This is a genomic window from Delftia sp. RIT313 (assembly GCF_000632165.1).
Lineage (GTDB): Bacteria > Pseudomonadota > Gammaproteobacteria > Burkholderiales > Burkholderiaceae_C > Comamonas > Comamonas acidovorans.
The window spans coordinates 1-19,139 of record NZ_JFYT01000033.1 but is presented as its reverse complement, the minus strand read 5'-3'; the positions used below and the strand labels follow the sequence as shown (position 1 = coordinate 19,139).

At 65.7% G+C, this 19,139-nt stretch carries 14 protein-coding genes; 5 read left to right on the top strand and 9 right to left on the bottom strand.

Going from position 1 to position 19,139, the window contains the following annotated elements:
- Nucleotides 1-4: 4 nt before the first annotated feature.
- Both BW39_RS06720 and BW39_RS06715 read right to left on the bottom strand, forming a co-directional pair.
- Nucleotides 5-1,129, bottom strand: a complete 1,125-nt coding sequence (locus BW39_RS06720; protein ID WP_043820653.1) for a CaiB/BaiF CoA transferase family protein — start codon at nucleotides 1,127-1,129, stop codon at nucleotides 5-7.
- Nucleotides 1,130-1,262: 133 nt separating this feature from the next.
- Nucleotides 1,263-2,183 (bottom strand): LysR family transcriptional regulator, encoded by a 921-nt coding sequence (locus BW39_RS06715; RefSeq protein ID WP_043820651.1) that lies wholly within the window; start codon nucleotides 2,181-2,183, stop codon nucleotides 1,263-1,265.
- Nucleotides 2,184-2,309: 126 nt separating this feature from the next.
- Between BW39_RS06715 and BW39_RS06710 the strand changes: the two genes are divergently transcribed.
- The 3 genes from BW39_RS06710 to BW39_RS06700 all read left to right on the top strand — a co-directional run bounded on the left by BW39_RS06710 (nucleotide 2,310) and on the right by BW39_RS06700 (nucleotide 4,286).
- The gene (locus BW39_RS06710) at nucleotides 2,310-3,281 is read left to right on the top strand and encodes a tripartite tricarboxylate transporter substrate binding protein (RefSeq protein WP_043820650.1); all 972 of its coding nucleotides are present in this window, start codon (nucleotides 2,310-2,312) and stop codon (nucleotides 3,279-3,281) included.
- Nucleotides 3,282-3,292: 11 nt separating this feature from the next.
- Nucleotides 3,293-3,757: a MaoC family dehydratase gene (locus BW39_RS06705; RefSeq protein WP_043820649.1), complete on the top strand. Its 465-nt coding sequence runs from the start codon at nucleotides 3,293-3,295 to the stop codon at nucleotides 3,755-3,757.
- Nucleotides 3,758-3,887: 130 nt separating this feature from the next.
- A complete protein-coding gene (locus BW39_RS06700; protein WP_013799932.1) occupies nucleotides 3,888-4,286 on the top strand; it encodes a YkgJ family cysteine cluster protein in 399 nt (132 codons plus the stop codon).
- Nucleotides 4,287-4,293: 7 nt separating this feature from the next.
- On the opposite strand, the gene BW39_RS06695 is transcribed toward BW39_RS06700, so the two are convergent.
- The 5 genes from BW39_RS06695 to BW39_RS06675 all read right to left on the bottom strand — a co-directional run bounded on the left by BW39_RS06695 (nucleotide 4,294) and on the right by BW39_RS06675 (nucleotide 12,380).
- Nucleotides 4,294-5,694 (bottom strand): sensor histidine kinase, encoded by a 1,401-nt coding sequence (locus tag BW39_RS06695; RefSeq protein WP_013799933.1) that lies wholly within the window; start codon nucleotides 5,692-5,694, stop codon nucleotides 4,294-4,296.
- A 4-nt stretch (nucleotides 5,695-5,698) separates the two neighbouring features.
- Nucleotides 5,699-6,403: a response regulator transcription factor gene (locus BW39_RS06690; RefSeq protein WP_017407046.1), complete on the bottom strand. Its 705-nt coding sequence runs from the start codon at nucleotides 6,401-6,403 to the stop codon at nucleotides 5,699-5,701.
- 231 nt (nucleotides 6,404-6,634) lie between these two features.
- Complete coding sequence (locus tag BW39_RS06685) at nucleotides 6,635-7,840, bottom strand: TolC family protein (RefSeq protein ID WP_235264160.1); 1,206 nt, start codon at nucleotides 7,838-7,840, stop codon at nucleotides 6,635-6,637.
- Nucleotides 7,841-8,105: 265 nt separating this feature from the next.
- Nucleotides 8,106-11,210, bottom strand: coding sequence for an efflux RND transporter permease subunit (locus tag BW39_RS06680; protein ID WP_043820647.1), 3,105 nt, complete (start codon nucleotides 11,208-11,210; stop codon nucleotides 8,106-8,108).
- Nucleotides 11,211-11,231: 21 nt separating this feature from the next.
- Nucleotides 11,232-12,380: an efflux RND transporter periplasmic adaptor subunit gene (locus BW39_RS06675; protein ID WP_012201959.1), complete on the bottom strand. Its 1,149-nt coding sequence runs from the start codon at nucleotides 12,378-12,380 to the stop codon at nucleotides 11,232-11,234.
- 803 nt (nucleotides 12,381-13,183) lie between these two features.
- Here BW39_RS06675 and dinG point away from each other — a divergent pair.
- A complete protein-coding gene (gene dinG, locus BW39_RS06670; RefSeq protein ID WP_081816137.1) occupies nucleotides 13,184-15,358 on the top strand; it encodes an ATP-dependent DNA helicase DinG in 2,175 nt (724 codons plus the stop codon).
- 1,545 nt (nucleotides 15,359-16,903) lie between these two features.
- Here dinG and BW39_RS06665 read toward each other — a convergent pair.
- Nucleotides 16,904-17,563, bottom strand: a complete 660-nt coding sequence (locus BW39_RS06665) for an acyloxyacyl hydrolase (RefSeq protein ID WP_043820644.1) — start codon at nucleotides 17,561-17,563, stop codon at nucleotides 16,904-16,906.
- Nucleotides 17,564-17,738: 175 nt separating this feature from the next.
- Nucleotides 17,739-18,293, bottom strand: a complete 555-nt coding sequence (locus BW39_RS06660; RefSeq protein ID WP_043820643.1) for a Spy/CpxP family protein refolding chaperone — start codon at nucleotides 18,291-18,293, stop codon at nucleotides 17,739-17,741.
- Between the two features lie 311 nt (nucleotides 18,294-18,604).
- Here BW39_RS06660 and rdgC point away from each other — a divergent pair.
- Nucleotides 18,605-19,139: recombination-associated protein RdgC (rdgC, locus tag BW39_RS06655; RefSeq protein ID WP_043820722.1), on the top strand; the 535-nt coding region annotated here is incomplete at its 3' end.

The following is a 19,139-nucleotide window of genomic DNA, read 5'->3' as shown; positions in this document are numbered from 1 at the left end:
GGCATCACTCTTGCCGGCCTCGAGCCTGCCCGCCAAACTCCTCCCACAGCGCCTGCGTATGCTCGCCCAGCGCGGGCACGGCGCCCATGGCGGCTTCGGCATCCGACAGCGTGGCCGGGGGCAGCAGGGCCTGGATGCTGCCGGCGGGCGTGGCCACCTCGCGCCAGCGTTCGCGCGCCTGCAATTGCGGATGGTTCCAGACCGCGTGCATGTCGTTGAGCGGCGCGTTGGCGATGCCGCCTGCATCCAGGCGCTGCATGGCCTGTTCGCGGCTCAGGTGAGCCAGCACGGATGCGATCACCGCATCGAGTTCCGCGCGGTGCGCCACGCGCTGCAGGTTGGTGGCAAAGCGCGCGTCCTGCGCCAGCGCGGGCTGCTGCAGCACATGGGTGCAGAAGCTGTGCCATTCGCGGTCGTTCTGCAGGCCGAAAATCAGGCTCTGGCCATCACCGGCCGTGTACTGGCCATAGGGCGCGATGGAAGGATGGGTCAGCCCGCTGCGCGCAGGCGCCGTGCCGCCGTAGTGGGCGAAGTTCAGCGGGTAGGACATCCATTCGGCCAGCGCCTCCAGCATGGAAACCTCCACGCGCAGGCCCCGGCCCGTGCGGGCGCGCTGCAGCAGGGCGGACAAAATGCCCGAGTAGGCATACATGCCGGCCGCGATGTCGGCGATGGAAATGCCCACGCGCGCGGGCTGGTCGGGCGTGCCCGTGACCGAGATCAGGCCAGCTGCCGCCTGGATCAGCAGGTCATAGGCCTTCCTGTCGCTGAGCGGGCCGCCCTCGCCATAGCCCGATATATCGCAGACGATGAGACGCGGATATTTCTCATGCAGGCTGTCGAAATCCATGCCCATTCTCTGCATGGCACCCGGGGCCAGGTTCTGGATCAGGATATCGGCGTTTTCCAGTATTTTCCCGACGATATTCTGCCCCTCGGCGGTCTTGATATCTGCGGCCAGGCTTTGCTTTCCCCGATTGGCCCAGACAAAAAAGGATGATTCACCATGGACCTTGTCGTCATAGCCCCGTGCAAAATCCCCATCGGGCAATCGCTCCAGCTTGATGACCCTGGCACCCAGGTCCGCCAGCTGCCGGCTGGCAAAAGGCCCTGCCACGGCGTGTTCCATGGCCAATACCGTCAAACCATCCAATGGGCGTGTCTGCATTTTCTTGAACGAGGCGAATATTCGATTCGCCGCATTCTAGAAGTGCGACCATCACCCAGCCAGTCGGCATTTTCTAAGCGGAATTTCAAATCTTCTAAGGCAGGGTTTCCTGCACGGCGCCTTCCTCGGGCAAAGGCTGGGCCGCCACATAGGCCACGAAATCGCGGGCATAGGCGGGCAGGGTTTCGGGTTCGCGCGTGACCACCTTCTGCTCGCGCTGCGCCCAGGCCTCGTCCAGACCCACGGCAGCCAGCCGGCGCGCCTGCAGCGCCGGCCGGGCAATGGAGCGTGGCACCAGCGCAATGCCCACGCCTTCCTGCACGCACTGCAGCACGGCCTCGAATGTTGGTGCGTGCACACGTACCCTGGGATTCATGCCCAGTTTGGAAGCCATGCCTTGGAGGTAGAGGAAGTTGCTGGTCTTGCGGCCGATCGAGACCAGGTCGTAGGTCAGCGCAGTTTCTAGCTGCACCCTGCTGCTGGCGGCCAAGGGGTGACCAGCGGGCACCACAAACACCAGTTCATCGTGGCCATAGGTGATGGCATGCAGGCCATGCAGATCGATCTGGCCGGCCACCAGGCCCACGTCGGCATTGCCGTCGAGCACGGCGCGCACCGTATCTTCGCTCAGGCGCTCCTCCAGGTCCACATTGACGTTCGGATAATGGGCCAGATAGCGGCTGAGCACGGGCGCAATTCCCGTCAGCGTGCTGCTGTTGGCAAAGACGCGGATATGGCCTGATATTCCATTGATATGTCTTTGCATTTCTCCGTGCAAGCGGTCCACGCTGCCGAAAATGGAATCGGCGTATTTCTTGACCGTCATTCCCGCCGGGGTCAGCACCATGCCTTTGGACGTTCTTTCAAACAGCGATGCACCCATGGCCTGCTCCAGATTCTTGAGCCGGTAGCTGGCAGATGGCGCCGTCAAATGCATTTCAGCCGCGCCTGCGCTGAGGCTTTTGGCCTGGGCAATGGCAAGGAAAACCCTGAGATCCGTCAATTCATATCGCATCCGTTACATGCCCGCCGGGAGCATTTCCTTGGTGTTAGACGGTTTCTAACCGCCCTATCAATGATTCGACTGGCTGCATTGGCCGCGCATTTCTATAGTCGGCGCCAGGAGACAACGGAGAAAATTATGGACTTCAAGACGGCAAGACGCCAAACCCTTCTCACCGCCCTGCTTCTGGCCGCCGGCGCGGCCGCATCGCAGGACTATCCTGCGCGCCCCATCAAGCTGGTGATTCCCTACGCGGCAGGCGGCCCCACCGACACCTTCGGCCGCGCCATGGCCGATGTCTGGAGCCAGAAGCTGGGCACGCCCGTGGTGATCGAGAACCGCACGGGTGCCGGCACCCTGGTGGGCACGGAGGCGGTTGCCAAGGCAGCCCCTGACGGCTACACCCTGCTGCTGACCACGGTGGCGCATGCCGTCAATCCCTACATCCACGACAAGCTGGGCTACCGCACGGAGGAAGACTTCGCGCCCGTGGGATTGCTCGCCAGGGCGCCGCTGGTGCTGGTGGTGGACAAGCGGCTGCCCGTGCAGAGCCTGCCGGATTTCCTGGCCTATCTGCGGGCGCGGCCCGGCCAGGTCAACTATGCCTCGGCGGGCGTGGGCAGCGCTCCGCACCTGGGTGCGGAGCTGCTGAACCTGATGGCGGGCACCCGGGCCCAGCATGTGCCCTACCGGGGCAGTGCGCCGGCCATACAGGACCTCATCGGCGGCCACCTGGCCTTCATGCTGGACAGCGCTCCCACGGGCCTGGCCCAGGTCAAGGCGGGCACGGTGCGCCTGCTGGCCACCACCATGGCCCAGCGCCTGCCGCAGACACCCGACACGCCTGCCATTGCCGAGCAGGTGCCCGGCTACGAGGCCTATACCTGGAACGCCGTGTTCGCCCCCGCAGGCACGCCGCCAGCGCTGATTGCCCGCCTGCAGTCCAGCCTGCAGGCCACGGTGGACGATGCCGGGCTGCAGAAAAAGGCCTACGACATGGGCCTGGTGCTGGAAAAGCAGCCGCGCCCCCAGGCGCTGGCCGCCTTCCTCAAGCAGGAGCTGGACAAATGGGGCAAGGTCGCCCGGGCCGCCCACATGAGCGCGAACTGAGGAGAGTCGCCATGCCACGCCACCCATCCCTGTGCGCCCAGCGCTACTTTGAAGACTTCGCGCTGGGCGAGGTCTTCACCCTGCCCTCGCGCACCATGACCGATGCCCTGTTCGCCGCCTTCCAGCTGGCCAGCGGCGACAACCATCCCGTGCACTACGACGTGGAGTACTGCCGTGCGCGCGGCATGCCCCACATGCTGGCCCACGGCTACCAGGTGGCCATACAGACGGCGGCAGGCGCCGGCCTGTTCCCGCACATGGTCGAGGAATCGCTCAAGGGCTTTCTGGAGCAGGGCAGCCGCTTCCTGGCCCCGGTCTATGTGGGCGACACGCTGTACTGCACGCTGACGGTGTCCGAGCTCAAGCCCGGCAACACCACGGGCGTGCTGACCCTGGCCACCGAGGTGCTGAACCAGCGCGACGAGCGGGTGTCCGACGGGTTTCAGAAGTACCTGCTGAGGAAGCGGCCGGCCTGAAGGCCAGGGGATGGATGCAGGGGCAGCGTCCCCCAAAGACCCGCCCCGTCGCTTGGCTACGCCGGCGCGGCAACCGCCGCCGGGCTTTCTGGCGAAAAATAGCGGCCCTGCACACGCCCATCCCCCCACCATGAGATCCCCCATCAGCATCGTCGACGTCGACCGCCTCGACTCCTGGAGCAAATACAAGCCCGGCATGTGCGACAGCTGTGCGGCCAACTGCTGCACCATGCCGCTGGAGGTGCAGCTGCCCGATCTGGTGCGGCTGGAGCTGGTGGATCCGTTCGAGGTGGACAACGTGGAGCCCAAGCTCATCGCCAAGCGGCTGATGAAGATGCGCTTGATCGACCACTACAACCCCAAGCACAACATCTTCACCATGGCGCGGCGCGCCAGCGGGGACTGCAATTTCCTGGATGCCAAGTCGCGGCGCTGCACGGTCTACGACAAGCGGCCCGAAACCTGTCGCCTGCACCCCAAGAAGGGCCCCAAGCCCGGCTTTTGCGCCTACGGTCACAAGGACCGCTGAAACGGCTTCAGGCCGTGGGCAACCCGGGCAGCCAAATGCGCGCCTGCAGGCCCGGATGCATGTTCTCGAAGCCCAGCTTGCCGCCGTGCAGCTGCACGATGGCCAGCACGCTGGCCAGGCCCAGGCCATAGCCTTCGCGGTCCGATTCGGCGCGGTAAAAGCGGGTGCTCATCTTCTCGCGCGTCTGCGCGTCCACGCCCGGCCCCCGATCCTGGACGATGATTTCCACGCCCCAGGCGCCGCCGTCCATGCCGTGCTCGTGGGCCACGCCCGCGCGCAGCAGCATGTCGGCGCCGTGGTCGCTGTCGGGCAGTGATCCGTACTTGATGGCGTTGTCCACGAGGTTGGCCACGGCGCTGGCCAGCAGGTCGCCGTCACCCAGCGCCATGGGCGTGCCCTCGACCTCCAGGCGCAGCACGCCGCCCGCGTCCTCGACCAGCGGTTCGTAGAACTCCACCACGTCGACCAGCAGGGCACGCAGGTCCACGGGCGCGAAGTTCTTGCGGCTGGCGCCGCTTTCCACTTCGGCAATCTGCAGCAGCTTGTCGAAGACCACGCCCAGCTCGGCCACTTCCTGGGCCACCAGCGCCAGCGTCTCGTTCTTTTCCTCGGGCGTGGCCTGCTGGGCATTGCGCAGGCGCAGCAGGATGCGCGTCAGCGGCGTGCGCAGGTTGTGGGCGATGGTGTTGGAGACATGGCGTATGCCGTCCATCAGCAGTTCGAGCCGGTCCAGCATGGTGTTGATGTCGCGGTTGAGCAGCGTGAACTCATCGTCGCGGCGCGTGACCGGAATGCGCTGGCGCAGGTCGCCCGTGGCCACGCGCGCCATGGTGCTGCGGATGTCGGCGGCACGCTCTTCCACCACCCGCCGGAAGGCCCCGGCGCCCAGCACGGCCATGCCCAGGGCCACCAGGCCGGCCAGCAGGCTGGCGCGGCCGAACAGTTCCTCCACATCGCTTTGCACCTGCATGTCGCTGCCCACGGCCAGCAGCTTGCCGTCGGACAGCTGGGCCACGGCCACGCGGCCCGCGATGATGCGGCCGTTGCGCCGCACCTTGAGATCGCGCACGCCCATCTCCGTCAGGCGGCGTGCGGGCACCACGTCGGCGTTGCCGATGATGGGATTGCCGTCGCCATCCATGAGGATGAGGATTTCGGTATCGGTGTTGACGCCGTCCAGCAGGGTCTGCTGGATCTCGGCCTCCAGCGCGGGCTCGCCGTACTTGTCGCGGTGCTCGACCAGGCGGCGCATGTGGTTCTCGGCCTGCCGGTCCATGCGCATGCGCAGCACGCCCACGGTCTGCACGTAGAACACCGACAGCACGATGGACATGGTCAGCACCAGCAGCACGCCGTAGGTCAGCGCCAGCCGGAAGGCCGTGGAGCTCCAGGGCTTGGCCAGCGACATGGGATCAGGCCACCTGCGGCAGGTCCTGCGGCCGGTCCGACAGGCTGTAGCCCACACCGCGCACGGTGTGGATCAGCGCAGGCTCGAAGCCCTTGTCCACCTTGCCGCGCAGGCGGCTGATGTGCACGTCGATGACATTGGTCTGCGGGTCGAACCGGTAGTCCCACACCGACTCCAGCAGCATGGTGCGCGTGACGATCTGGTGCGCATGCTGCATCAGAAAGGCCAGCAGGCGGAACTCGCGCGGCTGCAGGGCCAGCGGCTGGCCTGCGCGCTCGGCGCTGCGCGTGAGCAGGTTCAGCCGCAGGTCGGCCAGGCGCATCTCGCGCGCAGGGGCCGGGATCTGGGCGCGGCGCACCAGGGCCTCCAGGCGCGCCGAGAGTTCGGAGAAGGCAAAGGGCTTGGTCAGGTAGTCGTCGCAGCCGGCCTTGAGGCCGCGCACGCGCTCGTCCGTGGCCGACAGGGCGCTGAGCACCAGCACCGGCGTCTGCTTGCCCATGGAGCGCAGCGTCTGCAGGATCTGCAGGCCGTCGAAGCCGTTGGGCAGCATGCGGTCGAGGATGATCACATCCCAGCTCTCGCCCACGGCCATGGCGATGCCCTGCACACCATCGCTGCACACCGCCACCTGCGCGCCCTGCTGGCGCAGGCCTTCGGCGATGTAGCGCGCGTTCAGCGCGTCGTCTTCGATGATGAGATAGCGGTACATGCGGGCGGCAGGGCCTGACTCGAAACTGAGGCAGACACTATACGGCGCGCCAGACTCCGCCGAGATCGGTGGGGGTGCCGGCATGTTTACCACCTCTTTTCAGCCTTGGGCTGCGCTGCGCGGCATCGCACCGCATGAAACTGGCGTGATCCGGACCAGGCACACCGCGGGGTGCCTCCCAGGGTCCGACCGCCCCTCCCGCACAGCAGGAGGGGAAGGGCGTCAAGCGCCTCAGGGCGCTGCCCACATCGGCAGATCGCCGCTGGCCACGCGCACCTGCCACTCGGCCAGCATCATTTCCTTGACCAGGTCCAGGTGCTCCAGGCGGTGCTCGTTGATCGATCCCAGCGAATCGATCAGCTCCAGGATGGAGCCCTGGCCCAGCTTGTAGGCGTCCTGGGCCATCTGGTTGAGCGGCGCGATCTGGGCCAGGCCCTGCTTTTCGTAGGCGCGCACGGCATCGCGGCGCAGCTTCAGTTGCTTGATGGCGCGCTGCAGCTCGGTACGCGCCTCGATCAGCGCGGCGTCGTAGCGCAGCTGGGCCTGTTCGGCCTCCACCTGGGCACGCGCGATGGGGCCTTCGCGGCGATCGAACAGCGGCAGCTCCACCGACACGCCGATCTGGTTGTAGTTGCCGTCAAGGCGGTTGCGCACGCGCGCCACGCTCACGCTGGGCGTGGGCAGGGCTTCGCGGCGCTCCAGCTCGACCTTGTGGCGCAACTGGTCCAGCTCGGCCTGGGCGGCCACCAGGGCCGGCAGGCGCAGGCGCGCGGCCTCCCAAAGCTCCTGCTCGTGCAGCAGCTGGCCCACGGGCACGGCCTGCAGGCTGCCCGTGGCGCGCGGCGCCCATTGGGGCAGGGCGGCCAGGGCGGCGGCATGCGAGGCGGCGTCCTGCCAGTCCGACTGGGCCTGGCTGACCTGCATGGCCATCTGGGCCTGCTGCAGGCTCAGGCGGGCGCCGTCATAGCGGCTGCGCGCGCCGGCCTCGATCTGGCCGCGCACGATATTGCCTGCGCCGTTCAGCGACTCCTGCGCCTCTTCCCACACCTTCAGGCGCTGCTGCGTCATCAGCAGGTCGATGAAGGCCGTGGCTGCATCGTTGAGCGTGGTGGCCACGGCCACCTCGACATTGGCACGCGCCGCCGTCTCGCCCTTGCGCGCGTTCTCCATGCGCAAGCGCCGCTGGCCGAAGATGGGCAGCGGCTGCTCGATGCCCCACTGCTTCTCGCCCGGCTTGCTGCTGTACGACGCCGTGGGATTGGGAAACGCCGCCGCCGTGCGGCTGTCCGCCTGCGCAATCCCGATCTGCAGCCGCTGCGCCGCCAGCTGGGGCTGGTTGCGCACCACCATCTGCAGATACTCCTGCATCCCCACCGGCTGCTGCGGCGCAGCCGCCGGAGCCACCTCGGAGGCAGGCGCCGCAGTGATGGCCGGCACAGCCGCCCCGCCAGGTACAGCGGGTACAGCGGGTACAGCGGGTACAGCGGGTACAGCGGGTGCAGCGGGTGCAGCCTGCTGCGCAAGCGCAGAACCCGCCCCCCAGCACAGCGCCACAGCCACAAACAGGGCCCGATAACGGGCGCTGCCTGCAAAACCGGCGCGACCAAAAGCCAGGGACGCCGAGCTAGAGCCGCCTCGCGGCGAGGGCGTCGTCCCCCCCGCGAAGCGAGAGGGGGAAGCGGCGAAGCCGCTCAGGGGGCTATCACTCTTTTTCATCGAGTTCTTCCTGCGTCAACATGTTCTTGGGGCCCAGCAGCGCATAGAGCACGGGCAGCAGCACCAGGGCCACCAGGGGCAGCACCACCATGCCGCCCACGATCACGGAGGCGAAGGGCTTTTGCGTCTCGCTGCCCACGCCCGTGGACAGTGCCATGGGCAGCAGGCCCAGCAGCGCCAGCAGCGCCACGAGCACGATGGAGCGCATGCGCTCGGCAGCGCCCTCGACCAGGGCCTGCATCATGGGCATGCCCTGCCGTCGCAATTCCTCCACGGCCGAGATCACCAGCAGGCCGGCCAGCGCCACCTGTCCCAGCAGCGCGATGAAGCCGATGGCCGCGCTGATGGACAGCTCGATGCCCGCAAAGTGCAGGGCCGCGATGCCGCCCACCATGGTGAAGGGCGCGCACAGCAAGATGATGCTGGCGCTGCGCGCCTGGCCCAGCGCGCCGAACAGCAGGGCGTAGACGATGATCAGCGACAGCGGCACCACGATCTTCAGGCGTGCGGCCGCGCGCTGCTGGTTCTCCCACTCACCGCCCCAGACGGCCTGGTAGCCCTCGGGGATCTTCACGTTCTTCTTGAACGTGGCCAGCGTGTCCTTGACCACGGAGCCGATGTCGCGGCCTTCCACGTTGAACTTGAGCGCCATGTAGCGCGCATTGCCTTCGCGGAAGATGGAGGAGTTGCCGATCTTGATGGCGACCTGGCCCACCGAATGCAGCGGCACCGAGCCGCCGTTGGGCAGGGGGATGGCGATGTTGCGGATGCGCTCCTCATCCATGCGGTCCACATAGGGCAGGCGCACGCGCACGGGCACGGGGTACTCGCCCTCCCACAGCGTGGTGGAGATGTTGCCGGCCAGCGCCGCCTCCAGCGTCTTTTGCGCGGTCTCCATGGCAATGCCCTGGCGCGCCAGCGACTGGCGGTCGAACTCCACGTGGACCTGGGGTGCAGGCGCATCGCGGTACAGGCCCAGATCGACCACGCCGTCGATGTCCTTCACCAGGTCCACGGTCTGCTGCAGGATGGCGCGCAGTTGCGGAATGTCGGGGCCGAAGACCTTGAGCACCACCTGGCCGCGCGCGCCGGACGTCGATTCCTCCACGCTGTCGCGGATGGGCTGGGCGAAGTTGAACGACACGCCCGGAATCTCGCTCAGCGTGGCGCGCATCTGCTCGATGAGCTGGGGCTTGGTCAGGCCCTTGCGCCATTCGCCGTGGCCCTTCAGGCGCACCAGAACCTTGGCCAGGTTCAGCGTCTCGTTGTCGGTGCCGGACTCGGGCCGGCCCTGCTCGGTGGTGACGGTGATCACCTCGGGGAAGGTCTTCAGGCGCAGGCGCACGTCGCGCAGCACTTCCTGGCCCTTTTCCAGCGAGATCGATGCGGGCATCTGCACCAGCACGTAGGCGTCGCCCTCATCGAGTTCGGGCAGGAATTCCGTGCCCAGCCAGGCGGCCGACACGCCGGCAGCCACCAGAATGGCCAGCGAGCCGACGATGACGATGACGCGGCGGCGCCCGGCACCCAGCAGGGTGCCGATCCAGTGCTGGTAGCCGTGGTGCGCGCGGTCGAAGATCTTGGGCTCTTCCACCATCACGTGCTGGGGCTTGAGGAACAGCGCGCACAGCGCCGGCACCAGGCCCATGGCGAAGACCAGGGCACCCAGCAGCGCGAAGCTGTAGGTCATGGCCAGCGGACGGAAGATGCGGCCCTCGATGCTTTCCAGCGAGAACACGGGGATCAGCGCCGCGATCACGATGGCCATGGCGAACAGCGTGGGCTTGGCCACGGCAACGGCCGAGTCGATGATGATGTGGCGCATGTCCGCCTGCGTCTGCGGCTTGCGCAGGCGGGCGTTGCGGATGATGTTCTCGGCCAGCACCACGGCGCCGTCCACCATGATGCCGAAGTCGATGGCGCCCATGGAGATCAGGTTGGCCGGCATGCCCAGCAGGTGCAGGCCGATGAAGGCCACCAGCAGCGACAGCGGGATCACCGTGGCCACGATCAGCGAGCCGCGCAGGCTGCGCAGGAACAGCCACAGCACGCCCACGATCAGCGTGGCGCCGAACAGCAGGTTGTGCTGCACCGTGCCCAGCGTGTGGCCGACCAGGTCGGAGCGGTCGTAGTTGGTCTCCATGTGCATGCCCTCGGGCAGGCCGCCGTCATTGAGCGCGGCCACCTTGGCATGGATCTGGTCCAGCACCACCGAGGGGTTCTCGCCGCGCTTGAGCAGCACGATGCCCTGGACCACGTCGTCGGCATCGTCCATGCCCACCGAGCCCTGGCGCGGCGTATGCGACTGCACCACGCGCGCCACGTCGCCAATGGTCACGGGCGCGCTGCCGCGCATGGCCACCACCACGCCCTGGATCTCCTGCGGCGTGCGCAGCAGGCCGATGCCGCGGATGATCAGCGACTGCTCGCCGCGGCGCATCAGGCCGCCGCCCACGTTGCGGTTGGACTTGGACAGGGCATCGCTCACGTCTTCCAGCGACAGGCCCAGCGCATACAGCTTCTCGGGATCCACCTCGACGTGGTACTCCTTGACGAAGCCGCCGATGCTGACCACGTCGGCCACACCCTGCACCTGCTTGAGGGTGCGGACCACGCGCCATTCCTGCTCGGTGCGCAGCTGTGCCAGCGTGTGGCGGTCGCTCTTCAGGCGGTAGTAGAAGATCTTGCCCAGCGGCGTGTAGTCGGGCGCCATCTCGGGCGTGACGCCGTCGGGCAGATTGGCCTGGGGCAGGCGCTGCGACACCTCGGCGCGCGCATGGAAGCTGTCGGCATCGTCATTGAAGACGAGGTTGATCATGGCCAGGCCGAAGTAGCTCTCCGAGCGCAGCGACACCAGGCCCGGCGTGCCGTTGAGCTCGCGCTCCAGCGGCTGGGTGATCTGGCGCTCCACCTCCTCGGGGGCCAGGCCCGGCGCCTGGGCAATCACGCCGACCTGCACATTGGTCACATCGGGATAGGCCTCGATGGCCGTGTGCAGGTATGAATACACGCCATAGATGGCGATGATCAGGGTGGCACACAGGGCGACGAGCCGCCGGTGCACCACAAACGCTATCAGGGAACGCAGCATTGATGAGTCTCCTGGCCGCGATCAGAGCAGCTGGCTGGCTGCGCCGTCGAGCAGCAGGCCACCGCGCACGACGATCTTTTCACCCGACTTCAGGCCCGACACCACGGGCACCATGCCGCGCGAGGGCCGGCCCAGCACCACGGTGCGGGCCTCGAACTGCTGCTCGCCGGTCTGCACGAAGACGATGCTGCGGCTTTCATCCTTGATGAGCACGGCCGTCACGGGGATCAGCATCTCGTGCTCGTTGGAGACCTGCAGGCCCACGCGCGCCTGCATGCCGGAACGCAGCACGGGGTTCTGCGCATCGAGCTGCACGATGACGGAGGCGCGGCGCGACTCCTTGTCCAGCGTGGCGCCCAGGTGGCGCACCGTGCCGGTCAGGGGCTTGGGCAGCTGCGGCACATCGACCTGCACGGCACTGCCCAGGCGGATGCCGGGCAGATCGCTTTCAAAGACATCGGCCACCACGTTCATGGCGGCGGGATCTCCGATCAGGAACAGCTCGCCGCTGGGCTCGACCGAGGCGCCGACCACGGCCTTGCGCTCGGCGACCACGCCGGCGCGCGGCGCCCGCAGCACCAGCCGGTCGCCGCCGCCTTGCCCCAGCAGCGCCGACGTGCCCTGGGCACGCGCCAGCTCCTGGGCCGACTCGCGCAGCTTGGCCTGGGCCGCACGCAGATCCACTTCCACGCCCACGCCCTTGTCCACCATGGTCTGCTGGCGCCGCACTTCCACGGTTGCCACGTCATGCGCGCTGCGGGCAGCTTCCACCTCGTAGCGCACGCGCAGCGCCTCGGGGCTGACCAGGGTGGCCAGCTCGTCGCCGGCCTTGACGATGTCACCCACGTGGGCACGAACCGACACCACGCGCGCGGCCAGCGGCACCGAGACAGTGGCCACGCGGTCCTCGGCAAAGGCCACACGCGCGGGCGCCCAGGCCATTTGCGTGCCCTGCGGATCGGCCACCACGGCGATGTCCAGCATCTTCAGCGACTCGGGCTTGACCCGCACCACGCCGGCCGGCGCGGGCGCCTGCGCGGCAGGTTCGTTCTGTGCCGATGCCTTGGATGCATCGCAGCCCGCCACAAGGCAGGCCACGGCGATGACAGCGCATGCCGATGCCGCCGGAAACCGGGCTGCCTTGGGCAGGCCCGCAAATGTCTTGATCATTCTTGCCCCTTCAATCCATGCCTGGAGCGCAGGGACTGCAGCGAGCCGACCCTTGTCTCCTGAGATGAAACAGATGCTAGAAAACGCATCTTCCTGCGTGCGTGAAGCCTTCATTACCGTTTGGTAAGACATTCGCGTACCTGGGCCGGCGCCCGGGGCCGATCCCTGGCAGGGATCGCCTGCGCTTTTTCGAGATCCAGCGCGATCCGCTGCGCCGCCGCGGACCTGCCGCCTGGCGGTGCACCAAGGCCCCAGCCGCAGCAGCTGCAGCGGCCGCAGACCTGTGGATATCCCGGGGAAAAACGCGCTCTGCAAAGCCAAAGATCTGCACAGGCCCTGTTTTCCACAGTGGTGACAACTTCCACCGTCTTCTGGAAATCGCGGGGAACCCGAACCCATGAAAAACCCGTTGCAAATCAACGGTGAATGGCGACAATTACCCAATCAATCCACAAGCATGCCAACAACATGCACACAGGATTGATCACAGGCCAAACGCCCTGGCCGCTGTGGGCAAGACTGTGGATGCGGCCACGCGCATGGCCATCAACGGCCATGGGAACAATCCAGGAACAGCCGGTGGACAGATGTCCATCCCGGTGACCGATACCCACCTGTGCACACATGCGATTGGCGGGTTCAGTGATCCATATGACGGGCAGCTTGTAGGCTGTACGGCATACGAAAAACGCGCTTTGTGCGCTGTATTTCATAAGATTTCGCATCTTATTTAATACATATCACTGTACGAATCTTTATAAACAGATGGACCAAGATGATCCATTTGGTCAAAACACGCCGAAATGCATGAAAAAAAATGGGCTGATCAGGCCCTGAAATCCTTTGATGACGTGGTCGGGGCCATCCCAGGGTTCCGAAATCGTGAGGGGCAGCGAAAAATGGCGGCCCAGATCGCGCAGACCTTCAGCCAGGCCCAGCTGGGAAAAATCGATGAGGGCGCACCGGAGCCCACCCGGTCCATTGCCGTGGTGCAGGCCGGAACGGGGGTGGGCAAATCGCTGGCGTACAGCATTCCCGCCATTTCGATGGCGCTGGCGCGCGGCACCCGGGTGCTGATTTCCACGGCCACCGTCGCCCTGCAGGAACAGCTGGTGAACAAGGATCTGCCCGCGCTGGCCCAGCAGCTGGAGCAGCCCTTCAAATTCGCGTTGGCCAAGGGGCGGGGCCGCTTTGTCTGCAAGCTCAAGCTGGAGCGGCTGGCCAGCACCGGCGAGGCCCAGGACGAGGATCTGGACGATCTGTTCGCCGAGGAAAAGGCGCAGGCCCAAAGCCGCGTGGCACGCCCGGCCCAGGAGCTGGAGGCGCGCATGCAGTTCTACAAAAGCATGGCCAACGCGCTGGCGTCCCAGGCCTGGGACGGCGACCGCGACTCTCTGGAAACCCCGCCCGAGGCCGAGGCCTGGAGCCCCGTGGCGGCCGAATCCTCGTCCTGCACCGGCAAGCACTGTCCGGCCTTCAGCAACTGCGTCTATTACGAGCGCCGCAAGGACCTGGTGGCCGCCCAGGTCATCGTGGCCAACCACGATCTGCTGCTGTCCTCCCTGGGCGCGCGGCTGCTGCCCGAGCTGGACAACTGCCTGCTGGTGCTGGACGAAGCCCACCATCTGCCCGCCACGGCGCTGGGCCAATTCGCCGGCGAGATGGACCTGAGCCGCCTGGGCTGGATAGACAAGCTGACCAGCCGCGCCCTGCGCGTGAATACCCTGGTCGAAGTGGAGGAACTGGCCGACCTGCCCAGCCATGCCAGCCAGTTGCGCCAGCAGCTGCAGGAACTGGCGCGCCTGGTGATGGAGCTGTACGGCGATACGCTCAAGTCGCAAAAGGACAGCTGGGGGCCGGCGCGGGTGCGCGCACCGCGCGGCATGCTGCCCGAGCCCCTGCTGGAGCCTCTGGGCAAGGCCGCCCACCATGCCAACAGCTTTCTGGATGCGCTGCGCGCCATCTCCAAGGCACTGCGCGCCGCCATCAAGGACAATCCAGAGGAAGCACGCAGGCTGTCTACAGCTTATGCACAGGTTGGCGCACTGGCTCCCCGCCTGGAATCCGTCTATGACACGGCCCAGCTGCTGATGCAACAGCCAGCGCAGGATGACGACAGTAGCCGCGTTCCCAATGCCAAATGGTTCACGTTGGAGACAGATGGCGAGTACGTCGTGGTCAAGGCCCATGCCAGCCCCATCCTGCCCGGAGCCACGCTGCGCCACCATCTGTGGTCCCAGGTGCGCGGTGCCGTGCTCACGTCGGCTACCTTGACCAGCTGTGGACAATTCGACTTCTTTTTGCGCGAGGCAGGCCTGCACGACGATGCGGCCGTGACCACGCTGGAAGTGCCCAGCCCCTTCGACTACGCGCGCCAGGGCACCCTGGTGGCGCGCGAAACCGTGGCCGACCCCAAGGAGGCCGCCCGCTTCACCCAGGAGATGGTGGACGCGCTGCTGGGCGACCTGTCCCGCGTGCAGGCAGGCGCCCTGGTGCTGTTCACCTCGCGCGAGCAGATGCGCCTGGCGGTGGATGCGCTGTCCACGGCCATGCGCTCGCAGGTGCTGGTGCAGACGGCCATGCCCCGCGCCCTGCTGCTGGCCCGCCACCGCGATGCCGTGGAGATGGGCGAGCCCTCCATCATCTTCGGCATGCAGTCCTTCGGCGAGGGCCTGGACCTGCCCGGCGCGCTGTGCGAGTCCCTGTTCATCACCAAGCTGCCCTTTGCCCCGCCCGATGACCCTGTGGGCGAGGCCCGGGCCGAATGGCTGCGCAGCAGCGGCCGCAACCCCTTCAATGAGCTGGTGGTGCCGGCCACGGCGATCCGCCTGGCCCAGTGGGTGGGCCGCGCCATACGCACCGAGGAAGACCAGGCCCATGTGTATTGCTATGACCGGCGCCTGGTGAACACCAGCTATGGCCAGCAGCTGCTCAAGGGCCTGCCGCCCTTTGCCTTGCAGCGCCGCCCGGCACGCTGAACCGGACCCTGTGGAAAGCATGCGAAAAACAGGTAGTACCCTGTCGCCACTACATTCCTTTGCATACGCAAGTCATTGATCACGGCTGATTTTTTCAATCAGCGAGCTTGCCGATTGCCCACAGGCCACTTGCACACAGCCTGTGGGCAACCGTATTTCCCGGCTCCCGCATCTCCCTACATGCCTGTGCAGCACGGTCCCCGGATCCCGCGGGATACCGCTGGATCTCGCAGACCGTGCCTGCTCCCCGGCCCGGCCATACCCTCCATACCCCGCCAACGGGCCAGCAGAACGCCCAGGACGCGCTGGCGCGGGCAACCCAGGGCCTGACAGCTGCCAAGCCTCCACGGTCCTCTGCAGGCCGCTGAAGCGCTCGGGCTGATTCACGTCCTCTTGCCCTGGTGCGCCAGCAGCCATCACTTTTCGTGATTGCCCTTGCCTGGACTGGATCTGCTGCTCCTGATCTGGATGCGCAGTCCTCTTGCAGGCCGGCAACAAGGGGTTGAATTTTTTTGAATGACCGAACACTGCCTCTGGCGCATCCGCTTGCGTCCGCCTGGCAGGCCGCGCTTTCCTGAAGTCTTCCACGTCCAGTGCACAGCCCGTTGTGGAAAAGCGCCCGTTCCACAGCGTTCCTGCGAGGCCGCGAAGAAGTCTTGTCTTCGTGCATACGGCCATGGCGCGCGAACCGATCCGGAATTTTTTGAACACAGGCGCGCCAATTTCGCTGGAGCAGTCCCTCGTCTGGACATGCCCAGGCTCCAGACAACCTGGCACGTCTGTTTTTTTGAAAAACCGTTCGGCCTTCGCTTCCCGCGTGACTTCGCCTTCGGTTGTTCTTTGATCTTCTTATAAAGAATAGTCGTAGTAGTAGAGGCATGACATCTCTGTGGATAACTCACTATTCCTCAAAAAAAACAATGTCTTGCCCGATTGAAAAACATGTGATCAAAGCCCTGTTCCCGGTGTCTCCCGAACGGGGATAGTTTGCCTGTTTCGATTTTTTCTGTGGATAACTGTTGAGTTGGTCTTCATCTATCCACAGTTTTGTGCGAGGTGCATTTTTCCTTTATTGAACTTCAAGTTATTGATCTATAAGGATTTTTCAGTTTATCCAGATAAAAATGAGGCTTGCCGGACATGGATGAGCACATGGTCTGGCAGTGCTGTGACCTGTTGACAGGCCGTTTTTCCTGACGGACCGGCTGCCTTTTTTTATCCAGAACGGTCTTGCCGCTGTGAAAAACCGCCCTTGGCTGTTATTCCTATCTCTCTTATTTTTTAATTAGTAGTAGTAGTAAGTGAAGTGCTTAATTGTTGATAACTGAATTTGTCTTATAAAAATCAACAACTTAAGACACTACAAACCCTGTGGTGGATGCTGCTCCGCTGCTGCACCCGTTTTGGGCACAACTTTCCATGGCGCATCCTCCTTGTGGATAAGCAGGGATTTACGAGATTTTTATGCCCAGGTTTTTCCACAGGGTGGCTGAGGACAAAAAAAGACCACCTCGAAGGTGGTCTTGCCGGGATCCGCAACCGTGATCAGAAATGGTGGGCGTAGCGCAGCTGCAGGAAGTTTTCGCCGGGGTTGGGTTTCTTGATGCCTGCGTTGGAATGGTGCTCCAGCCGCAGCACCAGCTCATGCTGGCCCTGGCTGCCAAACAGGTAGCCCACGCCGATATGGGTGGCGAAGTTGTAGCGCGTGGGGAATTCCTTCTCGTCCGTGATGTAGCGCCGGTTCAGTGCCCAGCTCAGGCCCACGCCGGTTTCTGCAAACCAGGGCGACTGTCCGTTGCTGCCACGCCAGCGCAGCGTGGGATTGATGCCCACCACCCAGGTGCTGCGGTGGCTGCCTTCCAGGGGGGCGGACCATCGCGCGCCCCAGATATCCCAGTAGCCGCTGAGCTGGCCGCCCCACAGCGCATGGCGCCAGTTGCGCCAGGGCACGGTGACGCCCACGGTCCAGGCGTCGGCACTGTGCTCGGCCGCGCCGTATTGCAGGTACATGGAGGGAGAGGATTCCGGCGTGGACTGCGCCTGCGCCGCCAGGGGCAGGACGGCCGCTGCAGCCAGCAGCACGGCGGCAAAACTTCCGGGTCGTCCTGGTCGCTCTGGTCGCCCTGAACGTTCTGGTGGATGTTTGCGCGCCGTTGCGTGGTTCTGGCAGCTGGATGGCGTCGTTTGAGTGTTTTTGGGGGCCATGATCTTCTCCGGGGCAGCACACAATGCTGTGCCTGTTCCACTCTAGGCAGTCCGGGGAAGATCGGGGAGTCAGCAAAAAAGCCCTTGCACTGTCGGCCGCCTGACAAGGCGTCCGTGCAAGGGCTGGCGCAAGCAATCCGGCTGCCCGCTGGTGGCGGGCAGGCCAGGTGGCTGCTTACTGGGCGGGTGCCGGGGCAGGGCGGGCCTGGCCGCTCTTGTGGTCATGGCGCGGGCCGTGGTCCATGCCGTGGTGGCCGGGGTGGCCCTTGTGCAGCGTGGCGACATCGAAGGTCTTTTGCTGGCTGGCGTCCAGCTGGGCGTAGAAGGCCTTGGTGGCTTCGCCGCGGCGATCGGCATCGGCCGCGCGCTGGGCGCGCATTTCACGCATCTTGTCGATGCGCTGGGGCGTGGTCAGCTTGGCGAAGTCCTCGCGCTCCATGCGCTGGGGACGCTCGCCGGGCTTGAAGGTGGCCGCATAGGTGTTCCATGCGGTTTCCTGGGCCGGCGTGAGCTTGAGGTCGGCCTTGAGCTTGGCGATGCGCTGCTGCATGTGCTCCATGCGGTCGCCGTGCTTGTGCATGGAGCGATCGGGCTTGGGCGCTGTGGTGGTAGCGGCGGCGGCGGGGGCTGCCGGCGCGGCGGTCTGGGCGTACGAGGGCAGGGCGAACGATGCCAGCAAGGCGGTGGCAGCGGCGGCGCTGGCGAGGGTGCGGCGGAAGGTGGTGGTCATTCCAAAATCCTTTCTGGAGAGGGTGACTGAAGGCCGCCGTCAAGGCACTTGGCGAGCCCTGTGCAGCGGATGATTGAAGTGTGGTCGTCCGATGTATCGGGGCAGTGAGGTTTTGCGCACGGCTTGTAAAGAATTGACAAGCTTGTGCAGCGCCGTCCGGTGCCAGGCATGCACAATGACCGGGCGGGGCGCCAAGGCATGGCGCCCCTGCTGTTTTTTTCTGTTTTCTCCCTCTGGATGGAGGCGGCGCAGCCCGGTGTTGCACACCCCTGCTGCGGCGCAGCCGCAGTCCGTCCGAGCAAAGGTTCGCTATGTTCAAAAACATGATCGTCTATCGCATTGCCGAGAGCTGGCAGGGCGATTTGCAGCAGCTTGAAGAAGCCCTGGGCAAGAGCCCGTTTGCCGAGTGCGGCGCCACGCAGGAGCGCAGCGCCGGCTGGGTGCCGCCGCGCGGCGAGCCCCATGGCCCGCTGGCCGAGTCCGTGGCCAATCAGTGGGTGATGCGCTTCATGACCGAGGCCAAGATGCTGCCGGCCAGCGTGCTCAACCGCCGCGTCAACGAAAAGGCTGCCCACATCGAGGCCACCGAAGGCCGCAAGCCCGGCAAGAAGGAAAAGAAGGAACTCAAGGACGAGGCCAAGCTGGACCTGCTGCCCATGGCCTTCACCAAGCAGGGCGCCATGTGGGTCTGGCTGGACCCGCAGGCCCGCACCCTGGTGCTGGACACCGGCAGCCAGGCGCGCGCCGACGAGGTGGTCAGCTCGCTGGTGGAGGGCCTCACAGGCTTTGCGCTGGCCCTGGTCGATACGCAGACCAGCGCCCAGGCCGCCATGGCGCACTGGCTGA